This window comes from Enterococcus hermanniensis (genome assembly GCF_001885945.1).
Lineage (GTDB): Bacteria > Bacillota > Bacilli > Lactobacillales > Enterococcaceae > Enterococcus_A > Enterococcus_A hermanniensis.
On the sequence record NZ_JXKQ01000012.1, the window covers coordinates 15,899 to 38,566 of the forward strand.

A 22,668-nucleotide genomic window follows, 5' to 3' on the forward strand; every position below is an offset into this window, starting at 1 on the left:
TACACGATTAGCAATAATAAGATGGCCACTTATGATAATTAGACACAAAAAAACCGTCTCTATAAAGAGACGGTAACATGGTTGTTTTAATTAAGCTTTAACGATGTTAGTTGCTTGAGGACCACGTTGGCCATCTTCAACGTCGAAAGTCACTGCTTGACCTTCTTCTAAAGTTTTGAATCCGTCGCCTTGGATTGCTGAGAAGTGTGCAAATACGTCGTTGCCGTCTTCGCCAGTGATGAAACCAAAGCCTTTATCTGAGTTAAACCATTTTACAGTACCGTTATTCATAAATATTTCCTCCTGATACGCATCAAAGTACGTTCTTTATTTTTGCAATTAATTGTTGAGAGTAAAAGGAGTTTAATACTGTTAAATATATAGCTCAAATCACATTTCAAAATCGATTACTTAATTAGTATAGCATGGTCAGTTCCATAATGCTACCTATTTGCTGAATTAATATAGTTATATTTTTCTAAAGAAGCATTTAAAGGGATTAATACAGCATTTTGAACCACAAAAAAATACTAAATAACTATATTAACATAGCTATTTGGTACCTTTTAAGCGGGTGACGAGAATCGAACTCGCGACGGAAGCTTGGGAAGCTTCTGTTTTACCACTAAACTACACCCGCAATACATTTTGAAGTATAACGCTTTTTATTTTATTCAGCAACTATTTTATAGAAGCAATTCAGTTGACAATTTGACCTTTACTGATTATTGTTCAATAAATAATGAACTATTATAAGTAGGAGGAATTGTTCTATGGATCGTTTAGCAAATGTCCAAAGTGATCTAACCAATCAAATAAATACGATTGTTTTTATTTCTTCACCGACATGCAGTATCTGTCACGTCGATGAACCCAAAGTACGTCAACTAGCTGCTGACTACCATATCCCCTTCTATCATTTAAGTATTATCGAAGATCCTGAATTGGCTGGTTTCTTTGAAGTATTGACTGTACCGGCTGTCTTGATTTATCACGAAGGAAAAGAAGTCGCTCGTCAAGCGCGTTTTATTGATTTTAATAATTTGGAAAAACTATTGATTGAATTACCTAAAAATAATCTTCCAACTGACTATGAAGCATTATTCAAATAAAAAAAGTTGAGCAACTGCTCAACTTTTTTATTTGGCTTCTTTATCTGGGTTGTGGTGTAAGAAATAAATCAATGTTTGTAATTCATTGGTTAAGTCAACACTTTGGATAATGACATCACTCGGTGCAGTCAATCGTGCCGCCGTAAAGTTCAAAATCCCTTTGATTCCTGCATCTACTAATTGATCAACAACTGTTTGTGCTTGTGGCGCAGGTAAAGTCAAAATCGCAATTTCAATTTGTTGTAATTTGATTTGTTCGACCATATTGTCTAACGGATAGACCGGGATACCATCGACGATTCGACCTACGATATCTTCTTTGACATCAAAGGCACAGCTGACCCGGATACTATTACTTTGATGGAATTTAAATTTCAGCAATGCACTTCCTAAATTACCGACACCGACTAGTGCGACGTTCGTTAATTGGTCATCGTTCAAAATCTTTCCAAAGAAATGTATCAAGTCTTCTACATCATAACCATATCCACGTTTCCCTAACTCACCAAAATAAGAAAAATCACGGCGAATCGTTGCGCTGTCGACTTGGATCGCCTCACTTAGTTCTGTAGATGATACTTTTGTTTTTCCAGCATTATTTAATATACGTAAATACCGATAGTATAACGGCAATCGTTTAACAGTCGCTTTTGGTATTGATTGTTCTTTCACAATAACTCTCCTTTATTAAAAATTTTCGTAAATGTTGACTACTGAACTATAATAGCAAGAATAATACTAAAAATGCAACGCTATTGCTCGAAAATTTGTGAAAAAATCACGATTTCCTAATTTATCTCCTTCTAATCGCTTCAAGGCTAAAAATATGATAGACTGAAGCCATTCGAAAAAATAAATTTAAGGAAGATATTCAATGATTTTATTACAAGCAAATCAAGTTGCCCGCCACTTTGGTGCAGATATTTTATTTGAAAATATCCACTTAGAAATCGCCAGCAAAGCCCGGATTGGCTTAGTTGGACGAAATGGTGCTGGAAAATCAACTTTACTAAAAATAATCGCTAATATTGAAGCCCCAGACGGTGGACAAGTCGTTAAAAATAAACAAGCGACATTGGGCTATTTAGCTCAAGATACCGGTTTAGATTCCAACGAAACTATTTGGAATGAAATGCTCAAGGCATTCGATACGGTTCGTAAAATGGAACGTCGAATGCGTGAAGTGGAAGTAGCCATCGGCGAAACACCGGAAAGTGATAAACGCTATGCTTCTTTATTAAAAGAGTACGATCAACTGCAACATGATTTCAACGAACAAAATGGTTATGGTTATGAAAATGAGATTCGTAGTGTCTTACACGGCTTTAAATTTGATGAAAGTTTTTATGCCAAAGAAATCAGCACATTATCCGGAGGACAACGAACGCGTTTAGCCCTTGCTAGAATGTTACTTGTACGACCCGATATCTTGATTTTAGATGAACCAACCAATCATTTAGATATTGAAACTTTAGCTTGGCTAGAGGATTATCTGCAAGGTTATTCAGGTGCACTTTTAATTGTCTCACATGACCGATACTTTTTAGATCGTGTTGTCAATGAAATCTACGAGCTTTCCCGACATAAGATTCGTCATTATACCGGCAACTATTCACGGTATCTTGATTTAAAAGCCGCTCAGCTTGCTAGTGATTGGAAAGCGTATGAGAAACAACAAGCGGAAATCGACAAACTAGAAGATTTTGTTGCGCGTAATCTCGTCCGTGCTTCGACAACTAAACGGGCACAAAGTCGTCGAAAAACATTGGAAAAAATGGATCGCTTAGATCGACCCGATGGCAAAGAAAAATCAGCTAACTTTATGTTCGATATCGATAAGCTTTCTGGAAATGTCGTCTTACAAGTCGAAGATGCGGCAATTGGTTATGAAGAAGCATTATCCGATCCCATCAATATGGATGTTCGTCGGGAAGATGCGATTGCTTTAGTTGGGCCAAACGGGATTGGTAAATCCACCTTGTTGAAATCGTTGATTGGCAAACTGCCGTTTATCAAAGGTGATGCCCACTTTGGAACGAATGTCTCTATTGGTTATTATGACCAAGGCCAAGCAGATCTACATGGAAACAAAACCATTTTAGCGGAACTGTGGGATGAACATCCTACTACCCCAGAAAAAGATATCCGTAATGTTCTTGGTGGCTTTTTATTCAGCGGTAACGACGTCGAAAAAACCATTCCTCTATTGAGTGGTGGTGAAAAGGCACGGGTCGCATTAGCCAAACTGTCTATGAACAAAGAGAACTTTTTAATTCTTGATGAACCGACCAACCATTTGGATATCGATAATAAAGAAGTGCTAGAAAATGCCTTGATTGATTATCAAGGAACATTGCTATTCGTCTCACATGACCGATACTTTATCAATCGTATCGCTAATAAAGTGATTGAACTATCTCCTGAAGGCAGTAAATTATATTTAGGTGATTATGATTATTATTTAGAAAAGAAAAAAGAAGAAGAAGAAATCGCTGAACTTCAAGCTAAAGAAGAAACGCCTATCGAAGCACCTAAAAAGAAATTTTATCAAGACAAAGAACAACAAAAATTGATCCGCAGTTTACGTCGCAAAATCGAAACAATCGAAGAAAATTTAACTGCTTTAGATGAAAGTATCGCCTCTTTAGAAAATCAGATGAGCCAACCTAAAGTGCTAAATGACCACGTCGAATTAATGGCTTTAACCAATGACTTAGAGACTAAAAAGGCTGAACAAGAAGAACAACTGACCAGTTGGGAAGAACTAAGCCTTGAATTAGAAGAATTTGAATAACTACAACTTTTGCCCGATGACACCTCCCTCTTTTTTCGTTTTAATTAAGATGTGGAGGTGTTTTTATGCGCAAACGAACACGTACGTTTCCAATCTTACTTGGATTCTTTTTAGTTTTGGGTAGTTTGGGCCTCTTGGCATTGCGTTCCTTTGATTTTCATGCAAGTAGTCAAGATGATTTCTCAACTCAAGCCAATCACTATTTAAAAGAGCAAGGACAAGATTTCTCTTTATTACTACAAACTGATTCTCGTTGGGCAGATACAGCTTACGGGAGCGGCTCAGATAAAAATGATTTAGCAACGAATGGTTGTGCGATTACATCGCTGGCAATGATCCTTTCTTATTATGACGATCGTGCTGTCTTACCTACGGAAATTCTCCAATGGAGCGGCAATCGTTATTACCAATCAGGTCAAGGGACTGCCTGGTCAATTTTCTCAGCTTTTGCTCAAAATTATAGCTTAACTGTCGAAGATTTAGGCACCAATCAAACAAACATCCAACAACATTTATCCCAAAATCAACCATTAGTGATTTCCGTGCGTCCAGGAGAATTTACTGAAGTTGGTCACATTATGGTAATAAAAAAAGATGTCCATAGTAATCAAATCGTCGTTTATGATCCCAACGATACGGCTGAGAAAAAACATTACGCAACACTTTATTCTCTTGATCAACTAGTCCCTCAAATCGCCAATGCCTGGGTCTACACAAAATAAAGCTGACGCAAGCGTCAGCTTTATTTTTATGGGGTTCCTGTTTTACAGGGAAAAAAGATTATTTTTAGGGTTGCATTCATCTTACTATCAATAAATGAAAAAGCTATGACCTTTTACAACTAAAGTTAGAAAAAAGTATGCTCAAATTGTGAAAGCATCATTATTTATTCACTAAAGTGGCTGAAATAAAAAAAGCGGACAACTAATGAAAGTTGCTCGCTCTTTGTTTTTCATAATCTATTTCCGATACATTTTAAATTCTAAATACAGATCATTATAGATCCCTAAATATTTTGAGCCTAAGTCTTGATAGACTTCTAGGTGGCTGATCGTTTCATCGTCTGGATAAAACTGTTTATCTTCAGAAAGGCTTTTAGGCAACATAGCTAACGCTTTTTTATTCGGGGTCGAATAGCCAATGTATTCCGCATTTTGTTTCGCCGATTCTGGTTTTAGCATAAAATTGATAAAATCATATGCCCCTTTTTGATTTTTAGCTGTTTTGGGCATTACAATATTATCAAACCAAAGATTAGAGCCTTCAGGCGGGATGACATAATGCAAATGGCTGTTTTCAGCCATCATATCGGCAGCTTCACCAGAGAAAGTCACAGCGACAGCACTTTCTTCATTCGCCATATACATCTTGATTTCATCGGCAACGATAGCTTTGACATTTGGTGTCAAACTGCTTAATTTATTGACTGCTTGGTTCAATTGATCTACATTTTTACTATTAAGTGAATAGCCTAAAGTAGTCAAGGACAGGCCCATCACTTCACGTGCCCCATCGATCAACATGATATTATTTTTTAATTCTGGTCGCCACAAATCATTCCAATGTTTGATCTTATCACTAGAAATAAATTTATCATTATAAACAATTCCTAACGTCCCCCAAAAATATGGAATCGAATATTGATTGTTGCGGTCAAAATCCAAATCTAAAAAACGCGAATCGATATTTTCTAACCCTTTGATTTTTGAATGATCTAATGGCAACAACAAATTTTCTTTTTTCATTTTTTGGATCATATATTCACTGGGAATAGCGATATCATACGCCGTTCCACCTTGCTTGATTTTGGCTTCCATCGCTTCGTTCGAATCAAACGTTTCATAATTGACTTTGTACCCATATTCTTTTTCAAATTGTTTGATCAATTCCGGATCAATATAATCGCCCCAATTGTAAATATTCAAAACATTCGAACTCGCATTAGAGGTGCGATTCAGATGGAGCACCGCTAAGGTCAGCAAAATAATGATCGCGATGACCCCGATAAAAAGTGAGCGAAGTTTTCTCATTTCAGTACTGCCACCTCCTCAAATTCACGTTTGCGTTTGCGAGCTTTTTTCGACGTATCGCGACTTATAAAGTAATACCCACCTACTAATAGCAAGGAGAAGATAAAGACCAAAGTTGATAAGGCATTGATTTCCAAGCTAATTCCTTGGCGTGCGCGTGAATAGATTTCTACAGATAATGTCGTAAAGCCGTTACCGGTCACGAAGAAGGTGACTGCAAAGTCATCCAACGAATACGTGAAGGCCATAAAGTAGCCAGCAATGATCCCCGGTGTTAGAAACGGTAAAATAATATTGGCTAAAACTTGGAAATTATTTGCGCCTAGATCCCGTGCCGCATCGATCATTGAGTCATTCATTTCTTTTAACTTAGGTAAAACCATCAATACGACGATCGGGATACTAAACGCAATATGGGAAAGTAACACACTGACAAAACCTAATTGGAAACTTTTCAAATAGCCACCAAGTAAAGTAAATAAAATCAAAAAACTGGCACCAATAATAACATCTGGTGAAACCATCAAGATATTATTTAATCCTAATAATGCATTTCTTGAGCCTCTCTTTTTAGTGTAATAAATGGCCATCGCACCAAAGGTTCCGATCATAGTTGCAAGCAACGCCGATAGAAATGCCAGAATAAATGTTTGAACAACGATACTAATCAAACGACTATCTGAAAATAGATTTTGATAATGTTCCCAAGTAAACCCGGTAAAGGTACTCATGTTTCCACCAGCATTAAAAGAATAGAAAATCAAATAAAAAATTGGAACGTATAATAAGACAAAGATAAAAACTAGATAAACATTGGCCCATGAGAAGGTTCTTTTTTTCATTTCACTCGTCCCCCTTTACGTCGTTCACCTGTCAACATCATCACGATAAACATCGCCACGATCAAAATCACACCGATCGTAGAACCCATACCCCAGTTTTGTGTCACTAAGAAGTGCTCTTCAATTGCAGTCCCTAAAGTAATCACACGATTCCCCCCGATCAAACGTGTCAACATAAACAGTGATAACGATGGGATAAAGACAGCTTGCACTCCGCTTTTCACACCATTCATTGATAGTGGAAAAATCACCCGACGGAACGTATCAAAATTATTTGCACCTAAATCACGACTGGCACTGATCAATGAGGGATTGATTTCTTCCAAGGCATTGAAAATCGGCATGATCATGAAAGGCAATTCGATGTAAGCCGCAACAAACATAAAACTGAAATCCGTAAACAGCAATTGCTTCTGCCCGATGCCAATAAAGCTGAGAAAATCATTGACCGAACCATTCGCACTAAAGATTCCGATAAAAGCATATGCTTTCAGTAATAAATTAATCCATGTAGGTAAGACTACCAACAATAATAATAATTGCCGATGCTTTAATTTTGATAAAAAATACGCAGTTGGATAACTGATCAACAGTGTCATCAAGGTGATCAAAGAGGCAAATAATACCGAGTTGACAGTCATCATTAAGTAAGTTTTTGATGTTAGGTACGTATGATAATTGCTTAAAGTAAACTGCCCGTTCATATCAAAGAAGGATTGATAGACGATCAAAATCACTGGCGCGATCACAAAGAACAATAACCAGAAATAATACGGGATCGAATACAGACGACGCATGTTTTTCATTTGTATTTCCCCTTTCTATCAGTCCTCGTAACTTTCTAAACGTGCTTCAAAGTCTTCTTCACTTTCGTTGAAGCGCATAACATGGATATCTTCCGGTTCGAAATACAATCCGACTTTACTGCCGATCGTTGCTTTTTTCGTCGAATGGACCATCCACTCATTGCCATCTGCATCAATGCCATTCATTTCGTAATGAACACCACGAAATAATTGACTATCAACGGTTACAACTAATTTGCCTTTTTCAGGCGTCGTTAAACTTAAATCCTCTGGACGCAAGACGATCTCTACAGGCTCATTCGGGCGCATCCCACCATCCACACATTCAAAATCTTTCCCGACAAAACGGACCAAATTATCGGCCACCATTTCACCTGAAACGATATTGCTTTCACCAACAAAATCCGCCACAAAATGATTGATTGGTTCATCATAAATATCAACTGGCGAGCCACTTTGGACGATCTTGCCTTTATTCATCACAAAAATTTCATCACTCATCGCCAAAGCTTCTTCTTGATCATGTGTTACAAAAATAAAAGTGATCCCTAAACGTTTTTGCAGTGCACGTAATTCATACTGCATATCTGTTCGCAGCTTTAAATCTAAGGCTGAAAGAGGTTCATCTAGTAATAAAATCTTTGGTTCGTTCACGATTGCTCGAGCAATTGCTACCCGTTGACGTTGACCACCTGACATCTCAGTGATTTCTCTATTTTCATACCCAGGTAATTGCACCAATTTCAAAGCTTCTAATACTTTCTTTTCAATTTCTTTTTTTGATAGTTTTTTGATTTTCAATCCAAAAGCGACGTTCTCAAACACGTTCATATGGGGAAACAATGCGTAATCTTGAAATACGGTATTTACTTGTCGTTTGTTCGCTGGAACGTCATTCATTCGCTTTCCTTCTAAATAAATATCGCCTTCACTGGCATCTGTAAATCCCGCGATAATGCGCAAAATGGTTGTTTTCCCACAACCTGAAGGTCCTAATAAGGTATAGAAGCGGCCTTCTTCAATATCAAAATTTATTTTTTTCAACACAGGATCGTCATCGTCGTATTGTTTAACAACATCTTTAAATGAAATAATTGTTTTTGCCATGGTTTCCTCCTAATAAATGGTTTTATAAATAAGATTCAGTTGCAACGATCAGTACTTTACTGATTCCTTTCGCTTGATTCTGTAAGCGATGGGGTTTACTAGCTTCATAGTAGATACTCTCGCCTTTTTCTGCTTCATAAAGTTGTTCTCCAAATTGTAAAGCGATCTTACCTTCTAGGACATAAATGAAGGTTTCCGATAATGAGGGAGTGAATTGTTTGTATTGTCCCTTTTTTTCTAATGTCAGCAAAATCGGTTCCATTTCTTTTTCATTCGATTCAGGAATGAGCCACTTAATATGATAACCGTGTTCTTCATCTGTGTAAAAAGTTGTGTCTTCTTCTTTATAAACTAATTTCTGGTCGCTCTTTTTTTGTTTAAAAAATTCTTCCGGAGTAACGCCCAGAACTTCTAAGATATCAAAAAACGTTTCCATTGAAGGTGAACTGAGGTCTCTTTCTAGTTGTGAAATATACCCTTTTGAAAGATCCGTTCGTTCGCCTAGCTCTTCTTGGGTTAAATTTTTTTGAATTCTTAAATTTCGTAACTTGTCACCTATTTCCATCTTTTCACCCCGCAATCCTTTTATCTGTTGAGCGTTTCATTTAATCGGTTCCAGTAAGTTTGCTAATAGTAAACTTCTTGTTTAATAGCACCATTCAAGTATACGAACTTTGATTTAAAAATCAAGCATTCTGAAAGATTTTTATTATTCAAATTTTACTTTAATGTAGGAAAAGAAATTTGCTTTTTCCTCCATTTCCGCTAAGATAATAGTAACGAATTTTTTTATATTTAAGGAGGAACGCCTACATGACTTACCGCCGTTTACGCATTAGTAATAAAGATACTTTTAAAGCTGCAATCGAAAAGTTTCCTAAACCTGAGATTGCTGATAACGAAGTATTGATTGCCGTGGATTATTCTGGTATCAACTATAAAGATGCTTTAGCAACACGTCCAAACACTGGGGTCTTACAAGAATATCCAATGACACCAGGAATTGATTTAGCCGGAACAATCCTCGAATCAAAAGATGATCGTTTTGTAAGCGGTGATACGGTTTTAGTAACTGGTTATGGCTTAGGCGTTAAACAAGATGGCGGACTCAGTGAGGTCCAGACCGTGCCAGGAGACTGGGTAGTTAAGCGTCCAACAAATTTATCTGCTGCACAAGCGATGATGTTTGGCACTGCTGGTTTTACAGCAGCTTTGGCCATCCAAGCACTTTTAGCCCATGGATTAGATAAAACGAGTCGCGTGTTAGTGACCGGAGCTACAGGTGGTGTCGGTGGTTTCGCGTTGCATTTTTTAAAACAATTATGCTGTCAAGAAGTAATCGCTCTTAGTCGAAAAGAAGATCAAACGGACTATTTAAAAACATTAGGAGCCACAAAAGTTGTCTCTCCCAATGAGCTATTCCCTGAAAAAAGTCGTCCTTTAAATAAACAATTGTTCGATTTTGCTATCGATACTGTAGGAGCAGATACATTGGCTAAAATCTTACCCTTTATTAATTATGCTGGTAGTGTTGCCCTATGCGGAAATGCGGGCGGTATCAAATTAAATACAACTGTTCTCCCTTTTATTTTACGCGGCGTCAATCTATTAGGGATTGATTCTGTCGAAGCTTCAATGGAAGAACGCCAAAAACTATGGACAAAACTGACGAATGAATGGCTCTTACCAACAGATTTCCAAGTAAACACTATTGAGCTTGACCAAGTTCTTGAAACGGCCGATGCTTTACTGGCAGGTAAACATGTCGGACGTACAATCGTCGCCTTAGGAGGAAAAAAATAGTGAGAATCCTGATTACTTCAGGTGGTACATCCGAAAAAATTGATGATGTTCGTGCCATTACCAACCATTCTAGTGGAAAACTAGGCAAAGCAATCGCAGAAAGTTTTGCGAAAGAGGATGTAATCATTGATTTGATTACTACAAAACAAGCCATTCAACCCGTGGGCCCTACGATTCAGCAGCATTATATTGAAACAACCGCAGAACTTGAACAAACTTTAAAAAAATTGATGACTGAACACTCTTACGATGTTGTGATCCATAGTATGGCCGTCAGTGATTTTACACCTGAAAGTTCGGTTACGATGGAAGATTTAGAAACAGTAATTGCTTCTAAGCCCAGTGATCTTCCTGAAGCTTTAGCAATGATCGAAGCCGATCGGACTGAGAAAAAAATTTCTTCAGACACCGACCGTTTAGTTATTATATTAAAGAAAAATCCAAAAATCATTGCGTTGATCAAGCAGTTACAACCCGAAACGATTTTAGTTGGTTTTAAATTATTAGTGGATGTTCCACTGGTAGAATTATTAACAGTCGCCCAAAAAAGCTTGGAAAAAAATCAAGCCGATTTTATTTTAGCCAATGATTTATCAGAAATCAGCGGTGAAAAACACCATGGCTACTTGATCAATAAACAGCACAAAGTCAAAGAAGCACATACTAAAACAGAGATTGCTGAATTGATCAAAGATGAAGTCATGAAATTGGAGGAAACAAAATGAAAACTATCCTATTAGGAGTCAGTGGAAGTATCTCTGCCTATAAAGCAGCCGATATTACAAACGAATTGACCAAAATGGGTTACCAATTAGATGTCATTATGACGAAGAGTAGCACGGAATTTATTACCCCGTTGACGATTCAATCTCTTTCGCATCGTCGCGTCCACTTAGACGTGATGGCTGAACCCGATGCAGCATTGATCAATCATATTGCGTTAGCGAAAGAAGCCGATTTATTTTTAGTCGCTCCAGCTTCGGCAAATACAATCGGTAAATTGGCTAACGGGATTGCTGATGATTTATTATCGACGGTTGCATTAGCGTTATTACCAGAAACACCAAAATTTATTGCTCCAGCAATGAATACATATATGTATCAAAATCCAATCGTCCAAAAAAACTTAACAACATTAAAAGAAGTCGGCTACCAAGAAATCGAACCACGTGAAGCCTTATTAGCATGTGGTGATTATGGTCGCGGCGCATTAGCCAATGTTTCAGAGATCGTTCATCTGATCCACACGGCCTTGAAGGAGTAAACTATGAAACAGACAAACGTTAGAAGTTTTACTTTAACAGCGATGTTTTTAGCAATTATGATTTTATTAGCTGCGACACCGCTTGGTTTTATACCGATTGGACCGATCAACGCGACGACGATGCATATTCCTGTGATCATTGCCTCGATTATTTTGGGGCCTCGTATCGGCGCCGGTTTAGGAACGATTTTTGGTGTGATCAGTCTGATTCGTTCTACGATCATTATTACACCAATGTCCTTTGTTTTTTCACCTTTTATCGCCAATCCATTGACTAATCATGGGGATTGGCGGGCGGTAATCATCGCGGTCATTCCTAGGATCTTGATTGGCATCGTTCCTTATTACGTTTATAAAGGACTGCGTAAATTATTAAAAAACAAAGCTGTTCCGGTTAGTCTTTTTATCGCTGGTGTTGCCGGCTCATTGACCAATACGATTTTAGTCATGAATTTGATTTTTCTTTTCTTTAAAGATAGCTATGCAGATGTCTTACAAGTAGCAGCCAATGCTGTCTATGGAGTTATTCTGGGAATTATTTTTGGTAGTGGTTTAGTAGAAGCTGCGGTAGCTGGAATAGCAACGATGGCCGTTTGTGCCGTGTTACTTCGTTTGATGAAAAAATAAAAAATGCTTGCTAGAAATCAAATGATTTCTAGCAAGCATTTTTTTATTTTGGTTCTTCACCTAAGATACGGACTTCCGTTTCTAATGTTACATCAAATTTTTCTTTGATTGTTTTTTGGATATGAGCAATCAATTCTAAATAATCAGTAGCCGTTGCATGATCGATATTCACAATAAAGCCAGCATGTTTTTCTGATATTTGAGCACCGCCCCAAACCAATCCTTGCAATCCAGCGTCTTGAATCAATTTGCCAGTAAAATGACCGACTGGGCGTTTGAAGACACTACCGCATGATGGGTATTCTAGTGGTTGCTTCAATTCCCTTAATTCTGTCAACTCCGTCATACGTTTTTCAATTTGCAAATGCTCGCCGTGAGCTAAATTGAATGTAGCACTCAATACGATCGCTGGTTGTTCTTGAATTGCTGAATGGCGGTAAGCAAAATTCATTTTTTCTTTTGTCCAAGTTTCAAAATTTCCATTTGCTAATAAGACATCCACAGATTCAAAAACATCTGCTAATTGTCCGTCATAAGCTCCAGCATTCATAAAGACTGCTCCACCAATGCTTCCTGGGATACCACAAGCAAATTCAAAGCCGGTCAATGAATGATCCAAAGCAACATACGTCGTATCAATCAATTTCGCTCCCGCTTGTGCCGTGATTTTAGTTTCATCAACGCGGATCGTTGTCATTTCGGTCAACATGATGACCACACCACGGATACCGCCATCTTTTACGATCAAGTTACTTGAATTTCCTAGTACGATCCAAGGAAGATCATTTTCGCGGCAAAAATCAACTAATTCTTTAACTTCTTGGTTATCTGTTGGAAAAGCTAAAGCATCCACTGGTCCGCCAGTTTTAGTAAAAGTATAATTCATTAAGGGTTCATCCAAAAGGATTTTCAAATTAGGTAATGTTTCTGTTAATTTAGTTATTTTCACTTTGATAAGCCTCTCTCGTTCAATACGGGTAAATTTTCAAACGTCTTTGCTATTTTAGCATGCGCAAAAAAAACTTACCACCCTTTATAATACATGGCGTAAATGCTGCTCTAACATTTTTTCACACAATTCATGGCTCAATAAAATATTTTTTTGTCGTAAATCATTGTCAGCTCCATTAAGCGCTGCTAAAAATTGTGTAACTAATTGCTCAAAACCACGTTTTTCTAAAGTCGGCGTCCAATCGCCGAAGCGTTGGATTTCTACTACTTGATCTTTTTTGATTGTTAGATCTGTCAATTGGTCTAAAATCATGGTTTGTTCAGCGGAACTAACTTGATAACGCTCCATTTTTCCGCCACTCATCAGATCCATCGACAGCAGACATTCACTAGTAGCAGTTGCTAACTGCATCTGAGCATACGTCATCTGTCCCGCTTCTTCGCGAATCTTTGATTGGACAGATAAGATTTCATCGTCTAACAAATAAACGGCGGTATCAACTAAATGAATAAACAAATCATAGATGCCGTATTGCGTAGCCATCGCATGATTGGGTTCATTTTTTTCTAGCTGAATCACTCGCTTTTGCGGTAGTTGTTTTAATTGATCAACCATTGGAGCAAAGCGACGATTGAACCCAACCATAAATAATACTTTTTTTTCCTTCGCTAATTCATATAATTGGCGAACTTCTGCAAAATCTTCGCTGACAGGCTTATCCATATAGACTGCCACTCCTGCTGTTAAACATTTTTTTGCAACTTCAAAATGAACTTTAGTCGCCACATGAATAAAACAAGCAGCGATATTTTGTGCGAGCAATTCATCGATCGTTGAAACGGTTTCTTCAAAATGATACTTTTGGGCAATGTCTTTTCTCACTGCTTCATTACGGGTCGCAAAAATAAAATTAGCTTTATCTCTTGATTTTGCATAGGTCGGTAAGTAGGCTTTTTGAGCAATACCACCAATTCCAATAATTCCAACTTTCATCTCTAAAACTCCTTCTACTCATTTTATTTAGTTATTTCATAAACTCATTTTATCTCTAAATGGCTGAAGCGATGTTTCTTTGCTTTCTAACTATTTTTCGTTACAATTGAAGCAATCAAACATATTCATTTAAAAAATGGAGGAAAAAAGATTGAAATTAATTTCTTGGAACGTCAACGGCTTACGCGCCGTCATGAAAAAAAATTTTATGGAAGTTTTTAATGAATTAGATGCTGATTTCTTTTGCTTGCAAGAAACGAAATTACAAGCAGGTCAAATCGAAATGGATTTGCCTGGTTATTACCAATATTGGAATTATGCTGTAAAAAAAGGCTATTCTGGAACGGCAATTTTTACCAAGTATGAACCGATTAGCGTAAATTATGGACTAGGAATTGAAGAACACGATCAAGAAGGCCGTATCATTACTTTAGAATATCCCGAGTATTATGTCATTACTTGTTATACACCAAATTCTCAAAATGAATTGAAACGTTTGGATTATCGGATGACTTGGGAAGAAGCTTTTCTGAGCTATCTCAATCAACTAAAAGAAAAGAAACCTGTCATTTTCTGTGGCGATTTGAACGTTGCCCATGAAAAGATCGATTTAAAAAATTGGAAAACCAATCAAAAAAATGCGGGGTTTACACCTCAGGAGCGTGAAAAATTCAGTATCTTATTAGAGAATGGCTTTCTTGATACGTTCCGTTACTTTTACCCTGAGCAAGAAGGCATTTACTCATGGTGGAGCTATCGATTCAACGCACGGAAAAACAATGCCGGTTGGCGAATCGATTATTTCGTTGTTTCAGATAATCTGAAGGCTCGATTGCAAGATGCCAAAATTCATACGGAGATCATTGGCAGTGACCATTGCCCGGTAGAACTAACAATCAATCTTTAAAATTTCTCAAGTTTTCCCGACTAGTCTTTTGCCAGTAAAAAAATTGTGCCAAAATAATGGCAAAGAGGTGAAGCGATTGAACTTTATTGCGATGGATTTTGAAACAGCTAACTATCAATCTCACAGCGCTTGTTCCTTAGCATTAGTGATGGTTAAAAATAGCCAAATCGTTGGTGAATACTATTCTTTGATCAAACCAGAAACAGATTTTTTCTGGAAGAACATTCAGATTCATGGTATTCATCCAGAAGACGTGGCAGACGCACCAAAATTTCCTGAAGTTTGGCAGGAAATCAACCAATATTATCAAGAAAATCGCTTGATTGTTGCTCACAACGCAAGTTTTGATACAAAAGTATTAGCAGGCTGTCTTGATTATTATCAGTTGGAACAGCCTTCTTACCTTTCACTTTGTACTGTTCGAACTAGTAGACGATTATTCCCTAAAATGGTCAATCATCGGCTGAATACAGTCTGTGAAGAGCTTGCGATTCCTTTAGAAAACCACCATGATGCTTTGGAAGATAGTCGAGCTTGTGCCAAAATTCTACTTTATCAAGAAGACCATTTCGGCGTAGATCCATTAAAAAAATTAGTCTTGCCCATCTAACCCTTTTACCCTTGAGCGAAGCAGATTGCTTCGCTTTTTTAATCGATCAATTTACTCATTAACAGTACGTCGATAAAAGCTCCCTGCTGATCGCAAGCTCCGCGCTTCATCACGGCTTCTGTTTCAAAACCAAATTTTTGATACAAGTGAACGGCTCGTTCATTTCTTTTTTGGACCGTTAATTCCAACCGACGCAACGGTGATTGTTCCGCACTCCAATAGATCAATTCATCTAATAAAGCAGAACCCAAGCCGATTCCCCAAAATTCTTTTAATATGCTGATCCCAATTTCTCCAATATGAGCGATAATTTTTTCTGTTCCAGCTTTGACAGAGGCCATGCCGACAATCTGCTCATCAATCAGCGCTAAAAGCAAAATATTATTTTCACTCTCATATAAATCAGCTAATTGGAGCTGTAATAATTCTTCTGTCAACCCTAATCCATTTTCATCCATGATCAAAAAATCAGTTTCTTTTGCAATTTTACGACTGACTTTTTGTATTTCTACTGCATCATCAGGAATTGCTTCTCTTAAAGTGATCTCTACTTCGCTCATTAGTTTTCCCACGCTGCCAAAATTCGCGCTTTAAAACGTTCGGCTTGCTTTCCTTGAGCTGAGAATTCCACTCTTCGTAGAGTTTCATTTTGCTCATCTTTTGATAAAACCAATTCAAGATAATCCTCCGGTAAAAATTCTCCCAGTTGTTGTCCCCATTCAATCACCGAAAGACCATCACCTTCAAAATAATCATCTAAACCTAAATCATCTGCACCTGACTCAATGCGATAAACATCCATATGATAAAGCGGTAAACGTCCTTGCTGATATTCACGAATGATAGTATACGTCGGACTTTTGATCATTTGATCGATACCCATTCCTAAGGCAATTCCTTTAGTCAATGTAGTTTTTCCGGCACCTAAATCGCCGGTTAAAACTAAATTATCACTCGGCTTAGCGACAACGCCAATGATTTTTCCTAATTTTTCAGTTGCTGTCGTATCGACTAACGTTATCACGTGTCTTCCCCTCTTTTCTATTACCCACTAAGTATAACGATTTGTTTTAACAGAGAAAAGAAAAAACTATCTTAATCCTTGCGTAACTTTAGGTTTGAGTTTAAAACAAAAAAAGAACTACCCAGAGGATAGCTCTTTTTTTCAATGATTAGTTCATTAATGTTTGAGCTGCAGTAATAATTGATAATTTGTAAACATCTTCTTCGTTACAGCCACGAGAAAGATCAGAAACTGGTTTATTCAATCCTTGCAAAACTGGACCGATAGCTTCGAATCCACCAAAGCGTTGCGCAATTTTGTAGCCAATGTTTCCTGATTGTAATTCTGGAAAAACAAAGACAGTTGCTTGTCCGGCTACTTTTGATTCCGGTGCTTTTAATTGAGCAACACCTGGAATATACGCAGCATCAAATTGTAATTCACCATCAATCAAGTATTCAGGTGCTAAGTCTTGAGCAATTTTAGTTGCTTCAGCGACTTTTTCTACTTCAGGCGCTTTCGCAGAACCTTTCGTTGAAAAACTCATCATCGCCACTTTTGGTTCAATATCAAATAATTCAGCTGTTTTTGCTGATTCTACTGCAATTTCAGCTAACTCTTGTGCGTTTGGATTCACGTTGATTGCACAATCTGAGAATAAATATTTTTCTTGATCACGGCCACGCACCATCAAGAAAGCTCCGCTTGTACGGCTAACACCTGGTTTTGTTTTAATGATTTGTAATGCTGGACGAACGGTATCTCCTGTTGAATGAATCGCACCAGAGACCATGCCTTCTGTGATTCCCATGTAAGTAAGCATCGTGCCAAAATAATTTTCGTCTTTAAGAATCTTTTCAGCATCCTCTTTGCTTACTTTCCCTTTACGGCGTTCAACAAATACCTCTACCATTTCATCCCAACGATCAAAATGATCTGGGTCAATGATCGTGAAGTTATCTAAAGCGATTCCACGAGCACCCGCAGCTTTTTCAATTTCAGCTAAATTGCCGATTAGAACTGGTTCAACTAATTCTTCTGCTTTTAAGCGAGATGCGGCACCTAAAATACGAGCATCTGTTGCTTCAGGAAATGCCACTTTGATGTTGCGACGAATAATCTTAAATTTCAAACTATCAAATAATTCCACGATTAAAACCCTCCAGATATTTATTTCTTATTAATCATACAACAATTCAAGCTAAAAGAAAAGGACAGAATAAAAACTCTGTACTACTAATTAAAATCTAATAACTAAAGATAAAAGATGTTTTTATAAAATGTCTATATAACAGAAACCGGTGTCACTTTAAACTGTTTCAGGTAACTGCCAATCAATTGGCTTTTCATCCCATTCAGTTAAAAGCTTGTTTGTTTGTGAAAAAGGTTTCGTCCCAAAAAAACCTCGATGCGCTGACAATGGGGATGGATGGACAGACTTGATAATCGCATGTTTAGTCGTATCGATCATTTTTACTTTTTCTTGTGCAGGTTTCCCCCACAAAATAAAAACAATTGGTTTATCTCGTTCATTCAAGCGTTGGATGATCACATCCGTCAGCTGCTCCCAGCCTTTTCCTCGATGGGAATATGCTTGTCCTTCTCGCACAGTCAAAACCGTATTCAATAACAATACACCTTGCTTTGCCCAGCTGATTAAATTCCCATGTTGAACCGGTGTTATTCCTAAATCACTCTCTAACTCTTTATAGATATTTCTTAATGATGGCGGTATTTTCACTCCTGGTTGAACTGAAAATGATAATCCGTGTGCTTGGTTTATGCCATGATAAGGATCTTGTCCCAAAATAACTACTTTCACTTCACTATAAGGTGTTAATTCCAGGGCTTCAAAAATGTGATACATATCTGGATGAATCTTTTGAGTTTGATATTCTTGTTTTAAAAATTCTCGTAATTGCAAATAATATGGTGCTTGAAATTGATCAGCCAAAACGTCTTGCCAATCATTGTGGATGATTTCCTTCATCGTGCACACTCCTATTCTTTTTGATAGATAATGTTACTTTTTAATATTATTAGCACAGTTATTTTAAATGTAAAATAGCCGGCAACTAATTCTTTATAAAGAATCAAAACGAAGTCGGTTTCCGCTTTGAGAATATGGTACACTAACTATGACTGATAAGAAAGCTAGGTGAATAATTTTGATAAAACTCATTGCCTCTGATATGGACGGTACACTGTTAAACGATCAATTACAAGTTTCGAATAAAAATATCGAAGCCATTCAAAAAGCTCAAACACACGGAATCGAATTTATTACCGCTACAGGACGCGGTGTCAGCCATGCGATCATTTCCTTGGATCGTGCTAATATCCATGTGCCGATGATTCTCTTGAACGGTGCTCAAGTAGTTAACGCAAAACGCGAAACGATTTTCACGATTCCCATCGGTAAAGAACGCACCCGTGCTGTTTTAGATGCTTTAGACCGTGCGGATCTTTATTATGAAGTTTTCACTGCTGACCATGTATATTCTGAGAACCAACCTGAACGAATTGATTTTATCTCCGGACACTTATTAAAAAAAGTTCCCGGATTATCCAAAAAAATGGCGATTGCTGTTTCTTCGGAACATTTAGCATTAACTCCATTAACTTATGTTGACAATATCAGGCAAGTCTTACAAGAAACGGATGAAGAAGTTTTAAAAATCATTGCTTTCGATAAGCATGGTCCTGAAACACTTAAAGCTGCCACTTTAGAGTTAGAAAAAATTGGTAACTTAGCGATTGCTGCTTCTGAATTAACAAATATCGAAATCAATCATGAAGATGCCCAAAAAGGGATTGCTTTGAAACAATTTGCTGAACAACGTGGTTTTAGTGCAGATCAAGTAATGGCAGTTGGAGATAATTTTAATGATGTAACCATGCTGCGTTATGCCGGTGAAAGCTTCGCTATGGGCAACGCAGTTGATGAAATCAAACAAGTCGCAAAACATGTCACTGATACAAACGAAGAAAATGGTGTAGCCACGGCAATTGAACGGGTCCTTTCTGAAGAGTTATAATTAGAAGGTGTGAAGCAAGAATGACCGAATTTTTTATTCAAGAGAAACAACTAAGCTCAGTAACTCGAACTATCGTTAAAGACAATAAAGGAAAACCTTTATATCTGATGGTCGGCCACTGGGGACGCAAAGGAAATGTTTTATCGCTTTATGCAATGGATGGACAGATAGTTGCGTACATTAAGCAAGCAAGTGTCATTTTAGGTCGGAAATTTGAAATCTATTATGACCAAACAAAAGTAGGTGTTTTGCATAAAATTTTTCATTGGCCTGGAGATTTTTATTATATCAAGCAGCTTCATTGGGCTGTTTATGGGGACATTTATAATCATAAATACAAAATCAACCATTTCAATCAAAATGTCATGACAATGGATAAAGCGACCCTTCTAACTGGTGACTATTATGTTTTAGACATCGCAAAGCAATCCGATGCACCAGTTGCCATTTGTGTAGCAGCCGTCATGGATTACTGGCTTTACAATCGTAATAAGCAAGCAGAACCTGATCCTATTTTCGAAGTGACTTTTTCTCAAAATTAAAACAGCAAAGCCAATTTGGCTTTGCTGTTTTTTTTAGCTTCTATCTCTAGGCTTTACCTTACGCTGCATGTGGTCGTACAAATGTCCACTAATCGTAATCTCACCCACATCTTTAAATCCATCACGCAGGTACAAACGTTTAGCATTGGGATTTCCACGATCGACGTTTAACCCAATCGTTTCTTGTCCTTCATGGGTAGCTAAACGATCAACTGCGGTCAATAATTTTGAACCGATTCCTTGACCACGGAATTTTTCATCTACCGCAATAGAATCCAAATACCATTCATTCGGAAAAGCTTCCGGATCAATAAACATTTTAATATTTTCATCTAGACCTTGAGCAGCTAGATATTTTTCTAATGGTAAATCAATGATTGGTTCTTGTGTTGCGGGATAGCCAAATACCGCGCCAGCTATTTCTCCATCTATTTCTGCCACTAATCCACGAGCATATCCATATCGATATGTTGGATCAGCCACACAAGCAGCAATCATTTCTAATGCTTTTTCTTCTCCAAACTCATCCAAAAAATCTAATTCCATATCTTTTAAAATAACCAAAACTAATTTAGCGACAGCTGTGCCGTCTTCTTTTTTTGCAAATCGAATCATTTTAAAGCCTCTCTTTTAATAACGTTAATTTCTATTATTATAGTGTAACACGAGAATTATTTTTGTGAAAGTCACCTGACTATATAATTTATATAAGATTTGCTATGATGGCTTTGGGAGGAAAAACAATGAAAAAAGGACTAAAAATTATTCTTGCTTGTTTATTGGTACTCGTTTTAATCGTGGGTGGCTATTTATTTTATCTATTTATAAGTTATGATCGTTTACCCGACGATTTGACCCTCAAACCTGACAATCAAAATCAAACAACCTTAAAAACACAAAAAAAATATCGGGCTATGAGTCATAATATCGGTTATGGTTCCTATCCGCCAAGTTACAGTTTCTTTATGGATGGCGGCGACTATTCCCGCGCGTACAATCAAGAAACGGTGAAAGAAAACATGCAAGGGATCGTCAAAACAACCAAAGAACTTGAACCAACACTCGCTTTTTATCAAGAAGTTGATCAAGACGGTGATCGTTCACAGCACGTTGATGAAGTTGCATGGTTAAAAACACACTTAAATAGTTACAATAGTTTATATGGACAAAACTACGATTCTGCCTATTTATTCTATCCCTTTGATCAACCAATCGGCAAAGCGTCTTCCGGGCTTGTTACTCTCAGTAAAGCTGAGATCACTAGCAGTAAACGGTATTCTTTGCCCATCGAAACGAATTTCAATAAATTCTTTGATTTAGACCGAGCTTTCACAGTAAGTCGAATCCCTGTTGCTAACAATCGCGAATTTATTGCTATCAACACACACTTATCTGCCTTTACAAAAGATCGGTCTATCCAAACAGCCCAGTTGAAAAAAATTTTTACTGTGATGGAATCAGAATATAAAAAAGGCAATTATGTGATGGTTGCTGGTGACTATAATCATGATGTTTTAGGCAATAGCCCAGATGTCTTTCACACGAGTAAAAAAAGAGAAACTTGGACGCATCCTTTCCCTAAAGATGAATTACCGGAAGGCTTTCAAATTCCGGTTGGAAACTTAGCGGAAGAAAAGATCCCTTCAGCTCGAGCTTTGAACGAACCGTATCAAAAAAATAAAACGATGACGACCTTGATCGATGGCTTCATTCTTTCTGACAATATCACCGTCGATGACGTCCACGTAAAAAATATGGCATTTCGCTATTCTGATCATAATCCAATTTATTTGGATTTTCGTCTCAATCAATAATAAAAAGGACATTCAAATCATTTTGAATGTCCTTTTTTATTTCAAATGATCGTCCAACCATTATCGCGATTATTTTTAGCGTTCTCTTCTGCTTTAAGAACTCTGCGAAAAAGATCATCCATCTCTTCTTCTAATTCTGCTTTAATCAATTGTTCCGTCCAAAATACTTTGTCTTTTAACGGTAAATAATCTAATCTTTGAATTTTCCAGATATAAGAACGCAAATGTTTAAATAATTTTTGTTGAATCAGCTTCAAATGATGCTCGCCATCATCAATGATTTTGACCAATTCATCCAATTCTGAATAAGATTTACTTTCAGCTACTTTTTGACGATAAATTTCTTTCGTCTCTTCTGTGCTATAGATCAAGTCTGCTATTTTTACATAAATTTTTTCTTTGATTTCCTTCATGAATGACTGCC

Annotated in this window: 27 protein-coding genes and 1 tRNA gene; 12 read left to right on the forward strand and 16 right to left on the reverse strand. The window is 37.3% G+C overall.

The window, feature by feature from the left end:
- Window positions 1-90 precede the first annotated feature (90 nt).
- Both RV04_RS11155 and RV04_RS11160 read right to left on the reverse strand, forming a co-directional pair.
- Window positions 91-291 carry a cold-shock protein gene (locus RV04_RS11155; protein WP_071858548.1) on the reverse strand — a complete coding sequence of 67 codons (201 nt, stop codon included), beginning with the start codon at window positions 289-291 and terminating at the stop codon, window positions 91-93.
- Window positions 292-569: 278 nt separating this feature from the next.
- Window positions 570-640 (reverse strand) — tRNA-Gly (locus RV04_RS11160).
- Between the two features lie 133 nt (window positions 641-773).
- Between RV04_RS11160 and RV04_RS11165 the strand changes: the two genes are divergently transcribed.
- Window positions 774-1,112 carry a thioredoxin family protein gene (locus RV04_RS11165; protein WP_071858549.1) on the forward strand — a complete coding sequence of 113 codons (339 nt, stop codon included), beginning with the start codon at window positions 774-776 and terminating at the stop codon, window positions 1,110-1,112.
- 27 nt (window positions 1,113-1,139) lie between these two features.
- Here the strand turns inward: RV04_RS11165 and RV04_RS11170 are convergent, their stop codons facing one another.
- Window positions 1,140-1,784, reverse strand: a complete 645-nt coding sequence (locus RV04_RS11170) for a redox-sensing transcriptional repressor Rex (RefSeq protein WP_071858550.1) — start codon at window positions 1,782-1,784, stop codon at window positions 1,140-1,142.
- 202 nt (window positions 1,785-1,986) lie between these two features.
- Here RV04_RS11170 and RV04_RS11175 point away from each other — a divergent pair, with 202 nt between their 5' ends.
- Window positions 1,987-3,906, forward strand: a complete 1,920-nt coding sequence (locus RV04_RS11175) for an ABC-F family ATP-binding cassette domain-containing protein (protein ID WP_071858551.1) — start codon at window positions 1,987-1,989, stop codon at window positions 3,904-3,906.
- A 65-nt stretch (window positions 3,907-3,971) separates the two neighbouring features.
- Complete coding sequence (locus tag RV04_RS11180; RefSeq protein ID WP_071858552.1) at window positions 3,972-4,628, forward strand: C39 family peptidase; 657 nt, start codon at window positions 3,972-3,974, stop codon at window positions 4,626-4,628.
- A 237-nt stretch (window positions 4,629-4,865) separates the two neighbouring features.
- Here the strand turns inward: RV04_RS11180 and RV04_RS11185 are convergent, their stop codons facing one another.
- From RV04_RS11185 to RV04_RS11205, 5 genes are read right to left on the reverse strand one after another with little or no spacing between them, the layout of a single operon-like run.
- The gene (locus RV04_RS11185; protein WP_071858553.1) at window positions 4,866-5,936 is read right to left on the reverse strand and encodes an ABC transporter substrate-binding protein; all 1,071 of its coding nucleotides are present in this window, start codon (window positions 5,934-5,936) and stop codon (window positions 4,866-4,868) included.
- Window positions 5,933-6,778 (reverse strand): ABC transporter permease, encoded by an 846-nt coding sequence (locus RV04_RS11190; RefSeq protein WP_071858554.1) that lies wholly within the window; start codon window positions 6,776-6,778, stop codon window positions 5,933-5,935. Before RV04_RS11190 ends, RV04_RS11185 begins: the two co-directional genes overlap by 4 nt.
- Window positions 6,775-7,584: an ABC transporter permease gene (locus RV04_RS11195; RefSeq protein ID WP_071858555.1), complete on the reverse strand. Its 810-nt coding sequence runs from the start codon at window positions 7,582-7,584 to the stop codon at window positions 6,775-6,777. The genes RV04_RS11190 and RV04_RS11195 overlap by 4 nt, the downstream gene beginning before the upstream one ends.
- An 18-nt stretch (window positions 7,585-7,602) precedes the next feature.
- Entirely contained in the window at window positions 7,603-8,691 is a 1,089-nt protein-coding gene (locus tag RV04_RS11200; protein ID WP_071858556.1) for an ABC transporter ATP-binding protein, read from the reverse strand.
- 22 nt (window positions 8,692-8,713) lie between these two features.
- Window positions 8,714-9,256 (reverse strand): helix-turn-helix domain-containing protein, encoded by a 543-nt coding sequence (locus RV04_RS11205; protein WP_071858557.1) that lies wholly within the window; start codon window positions 9,254-9,256, stop codon window positions 8,714-8,716.
- A gap of 248 nt (window positions 9,257-9,504) precedes the next feature.
- Between RV04_RS11205 and RV04_RS11210 the strand changes: the two genes are divergently transcribed.
- Genes RV04_RS11210 through RV04_RS11225 form a run of 4 tightly spaced genes read left to right on the forward strand, consistent with a single transcriptional unit; the run spans window position 9,505 to window position 12,385 of the window.
- Window positions 9,505-10,494 carry a YhdH/YhfP family quinone oxidoreductase gene (locus RV04_RS11210; protein ID WP_071858558.1) on the forward strand — a complete coding sequence of 330 codons (990 nt, stop codon included), beginning with the start codon at window positions 9,505-9,507 and terminating at the stop codon, window positions 10,492-10,494.
- Window positions 10,494-11,219 (forward strand): phosphopantothenate--cysteine ligase, encoded by a 726-nt coding sequence (locus tag RV04_RS11215; RefSeq protein ID WP_071858559.1) that lies wholly within the window; start codon window positions 10,494-10,496, stop codon window positions 11,217-11,219. The genes RV04_RS11210 and RV04_RS11215 overlap by 1 nt, the downstream gene beginning before the upstream one ends.
- A complete protein-coding gene (gene coaC, locus RV04_RS11220) occupies window positions 11,216-11,758 on the forward strand; it encodes a phosphopantothenoylcysteine decarboxylase (protein WP_071858560.1) in 543 nt (180 codons plus the stop codon). The genes RV04_RS11215 and coaC overlap by 4 nt, the downstream gene beginning before the upstream one ends.
- 3 nt (window positions 11,759-11,761) lie before the next feature.
- Entirely contained in the window at window positions 11,762-12,385 is a 624-nt protein-coding gene (locus RV04_RS11225; protein WP_071858561.1) for an ECF transporter S component, read from the forward strand.
- A 43-nt stretch (window positions 12,386-12,428) separates the two neighbouring features.
- Here RV04_RS11225 and murB read toward each other — a convergent pair whose 3' ends face one another.
- Both murB and RV04_RS11235 read right to left on the reverse strand, forming a co-directional pair.
- Window positions 12,429-13,334, reverse strand: coding sequence for a UDP-N-acetylmuramate dehydrogenase (gene murB / locus RV04_RS11230; RefSeq protein WP_071858562.1), 906 nt, complete (start codon window positions 13,332-13,334; stop codon window positions 12,429-12,431).
- Between the two features lie 84 nt (window positions 13,335-13,418).
- A complete protein-coding gene (locus RV04_RS11235; protein ID WP_071858563.1) occupies window positions 13,419-14,330 on the reverse strand; it encodes a Gfo/Idh/MocA family protein in 912 nt (303 codons plus the stop codon).
- 151 nt (window positions 14,331-14,481) lie between these two features.
- Here RV04_RS11235 and RV04_RS11240 point away from each other — a divergent pair, with 151 nt between their 5' ends.
- A complete protein-coding gene (locus RV04_RS11240) occupies window positions 14,482-15,237 on the forward strand; it encodes an exodeoxyribonuclease III (protein ID WP_071858564.1) in 756 nt (251 codons plus the stop codon).
- Between the two features lie 76 nt (window positions 15,238-15,313).
- The gene (locus RV04_RS11245) at window positions 15,314-15,847 is read left to right on the forward strand and encodes a 3'-5' exonuclease (protein ID WP_071858565.1); all 534 of its coding nucleotides are present in this window, start codon (window positions 15,314-15,316) and stop codon (window positions 15,845-15,847) included.
- Window positions 15,848-15,885: 38 nt separating this feature from the next.
- On the opposite strand, the gene RV04_RS11250 is transcribed toward RV04_RS11245, so the two are convergent.
- From RV04_RS11250 to RV04_RS11265, 4 genes are all read right to left on the reverse strand, one after another.
- Window positions 15,886-16,407 carry a GNAT family N-acetyltransferase gene (locus tag RV04_RS11250; protein ID WP_071858566.1) on the reverse strand — a complete coding sequence of 174 codons (522 nt, stop codon included), beginning with the start codon at window positions 16,405-16,407 and terminating at the stop codon, window positions 15,886-15,888.
- Window positions 16,407-16,871 carry a tRNA (adenosine(37)-N6)-threonylcarbamoyltransferase complex ATPase subunit type 1 TsaE gene (gene tsaE / locus RV04_RS11255; RefSeq protein WP_071858567.1) on the reverse strand — a complete coding sequence of 155 codons (465 nt, stop codon included), beginning with the start codon at window positions 16,869-16,871 and terminating at the stop codon, window positions 16,407-16,409. The genes RV04_RS11250 and tsaE overlap by 1 nt, the downstream gene beginning before the upstream one ends.
- 148 nt (window positions 16,872-17,019) lie before the next feature.
- Complete coding sequence (gene pta / locus RV04_RS11260; protein WP_071858568.1) at window positions 17,020-18,000, reverse strand: phosphate acetyltransferase; 981 nt, start codon at window positions 17,998-18,000, stop codon at window positions 17,020-17,022.
- Window positions 18,001-18,159: 159 nt separating this feature from the next.
- Window positions 18,160-18,840, reverse strand: coding sequence for a uracil-DNA glycosylase (locus RV04_RS11265; RefSeq protein ID WP_071858569.1), 681 nt, complete (start codon window positions 18,838-18,840; stop codon window positions 18,160-18,162).
- 178 nt (window positions 18,841-19,018) lie between these two features.
- Here RV04_RS11265 and RV04_RS11270 point away from each other — a divergent pair, with 178 nt between their 5' ends.
- Both RV04_RS11270 and RV04_RS11275 read left to right on the forward strand, forming a co-directional pair.
- A complete protein-coding gene (locus RV04_RS11270; RefSeq protein ID WP_071858570.1) occupies window positions 19,019-19,888 on the forward strand; it encodes a Cof-type HAD-IIB family hydrolase in 870 nt (289 codons plus the stop codon).
- Between the two features lie 20 nt (window positions 19,889-19,908).
- Window positions 19,909-20,430, forward strand: coding sequence for an LURP-one-related/scramblase family protein (locus RV04_RS11275; protein ID WP_071858571.1), 522 nt, complete (start codon window positions 19,909-19,911; stop codon window positions 20,428-20,430).
- A gap of 33 nt (window positions 20,431-20,463) precedes the next feature.
- Here the strand turns inward: RV04_RS11275 and RV04_RS11280 are convergent, their stop codons facing one another.
- Window positions 20,464-21,045, reverse strand: coding sequence for a GNAT family N-acetyltransferase (locus RV04_RS11280; RefSeq protein ID WP_071858572.1), 582 nt, complete (start codon window positions 21,043-21,045; stop codon window positions 20,464-20,466).
- Window positions 21,046-21,173: 128 nt separating this feature from the next.
- Between RV04_RS11280 and RV04_RS11285 the strand changes: the two genes are divergently transcribed.
- Entirely contained in the window at window positions 21,174-22,244 is a 1,071-nt protein-coding gene (locus RV04_RS11285) for an endonuclease/exonuclease/phosphatase family protein (protein WP_071858573.1), read from the forward strand.
- 41 nt (window positions 22,245-22,285) lie between these two features.
- Here RV04_RS11285 and RV04_RS11290 read toward each other — a convergent pair whose 3' ends face one another.
- Window positions 22,286-22,657 carry a hypothetical protein gene (locus RV04_RS11290; protein WP_071858574.1) on the reverse strand — a complete coding sequence of 124 codons (372 nt, stop codon included), beginning with the start codon at window positions 22,655-22,657 and terminating at the stop codon, window positions 22,286-22,288.
- Window positions 22,658-22,668: the final 11 nt, after the last annotated feature.

Coding starts and splice junctions, on each gene's coding strand:
- RV04_RS11155 (WP_071858548.1), bottom strand. CDS start 291: ATGAATAACGGTACTGTAAAATGGTTTAACTCAGATAAAGGCTTTGGT.
- RV04_RS11165 (WP_071858549.1), top strand. CDS start 774: ATGGATCGTTTAGCAAATGTCCAAAGTGATCTAACCAATCAAATAAAT.
- RV04_RS11175 (WP_071858551.1), top strand. CDS start 1,987: ATGATTTTATTACAAGCAAATCAAGTTGCCCGCCACTTTGGTGCAGAT.
- RV04_RS11180 (WP_071858552.1), top strand. CDS start 3,972: ATGCGCAAACGAACACGTACGTTTCCAATCTTACTTGGATTCTTTTTA.
- RV04_RS11185 (WP_071858553.1), bottom strand. CDS start 5,936: ATGAGAAAACTTCGCTCACTTTTTATCGGGGTCATCGCGATCATTATT.
- RV04_RS11190 (WP_071858554.1), bottom strand. CDS start 6,778: ATGAAAAAAAGAACCTTCTCATGGGCCAATGTTTATCTAGTTTTTATC.
- RV04_RS11195 (WP_071858555.1), bottom strand. CDS start 7,584: ATGAAAAACATGCGTCGTCTGTATTCGATCCCGTATTATTTCTGGTTA.
- RV04_RS11200 (WP_071858556.1), bottom strand. CDS start 8,691: ATGGCAAAAACAATTATTTCATTTAAAGATGTTGTTAAACAATACGAC.
- RV04_RS11205 (WP_071858557.1), bottom strand. CDS start 9,256: ATGGAAATAGGTGACAAGTTACGAAATTTAAGAATTCAAAAAAATTTA.
- RV04_RS11210 (WP_071858558.1), top strand. CDS start 9,505: ATGACTTACCGCCGTTTACGCATTAGTAATAAAGATACTTTTAAAGCT.
- coaC (WP_071858560.1), top strand. CDS start 11,216: ATGAAAACTATCCTATTAGGAGTCAGTGGAAGTATCTCTGCCTATAAA.
- RV04_RS11225 (WP_071858561.1), top strand. CDS start 11,762: ATGAAACAGACAAACGTTAGAAGTTTTACTTTAACAGCGATGTTTTTA.
- RV04_RS11235 (WP_071858563.1), bottom strand. CDS start 14,330: ATGAAAGTTGGAATTATTGGAATTGGTGGTATTGCTCAAAAAGCCTAC.
- RV04_RS11250 (WP_071858566.1), bottom strand. CDS start 16,407: ATGAGCGAAGTAGAGATCACTTTAAGAGAAGCAATTCCTGATGATGCA.
- RV04_RS11265 (WP_071858569.1), bottom strand. CDS start 18,840: ATGAAGGAAATCATCCACAATGATTGGCAAGACGTTTTGGCTGATCAA.
- RV04_RS11275 (WP_071858571.1), top strand. CDS start 19,909: ATGACCGAATTTTTTATTCAAGAGAAACAACTAAGCTCAGTAACTCGA.
- RV04_RS11280 (WP_071858572.1), bottom strand. CDS start 21,045: ATGATTCGATTTGCAAAAAAAGAAGACGGCACAGCTGTCGCTAAATTA.
- RV04_RS11285 (WP_071858573.1), top strand. CDS start 21,174: ATGAAAAAAGGACTAAAAATTATTCTTGCTTGTTTATTGGTACTCGTT.
- RV04_RS11290 (WP_071858574.1), bottom strand. CDS start 22,657: ATGAAGGAAATCAAAGAAAAAATTTATGTAAAAATAGCAGACTTGATC.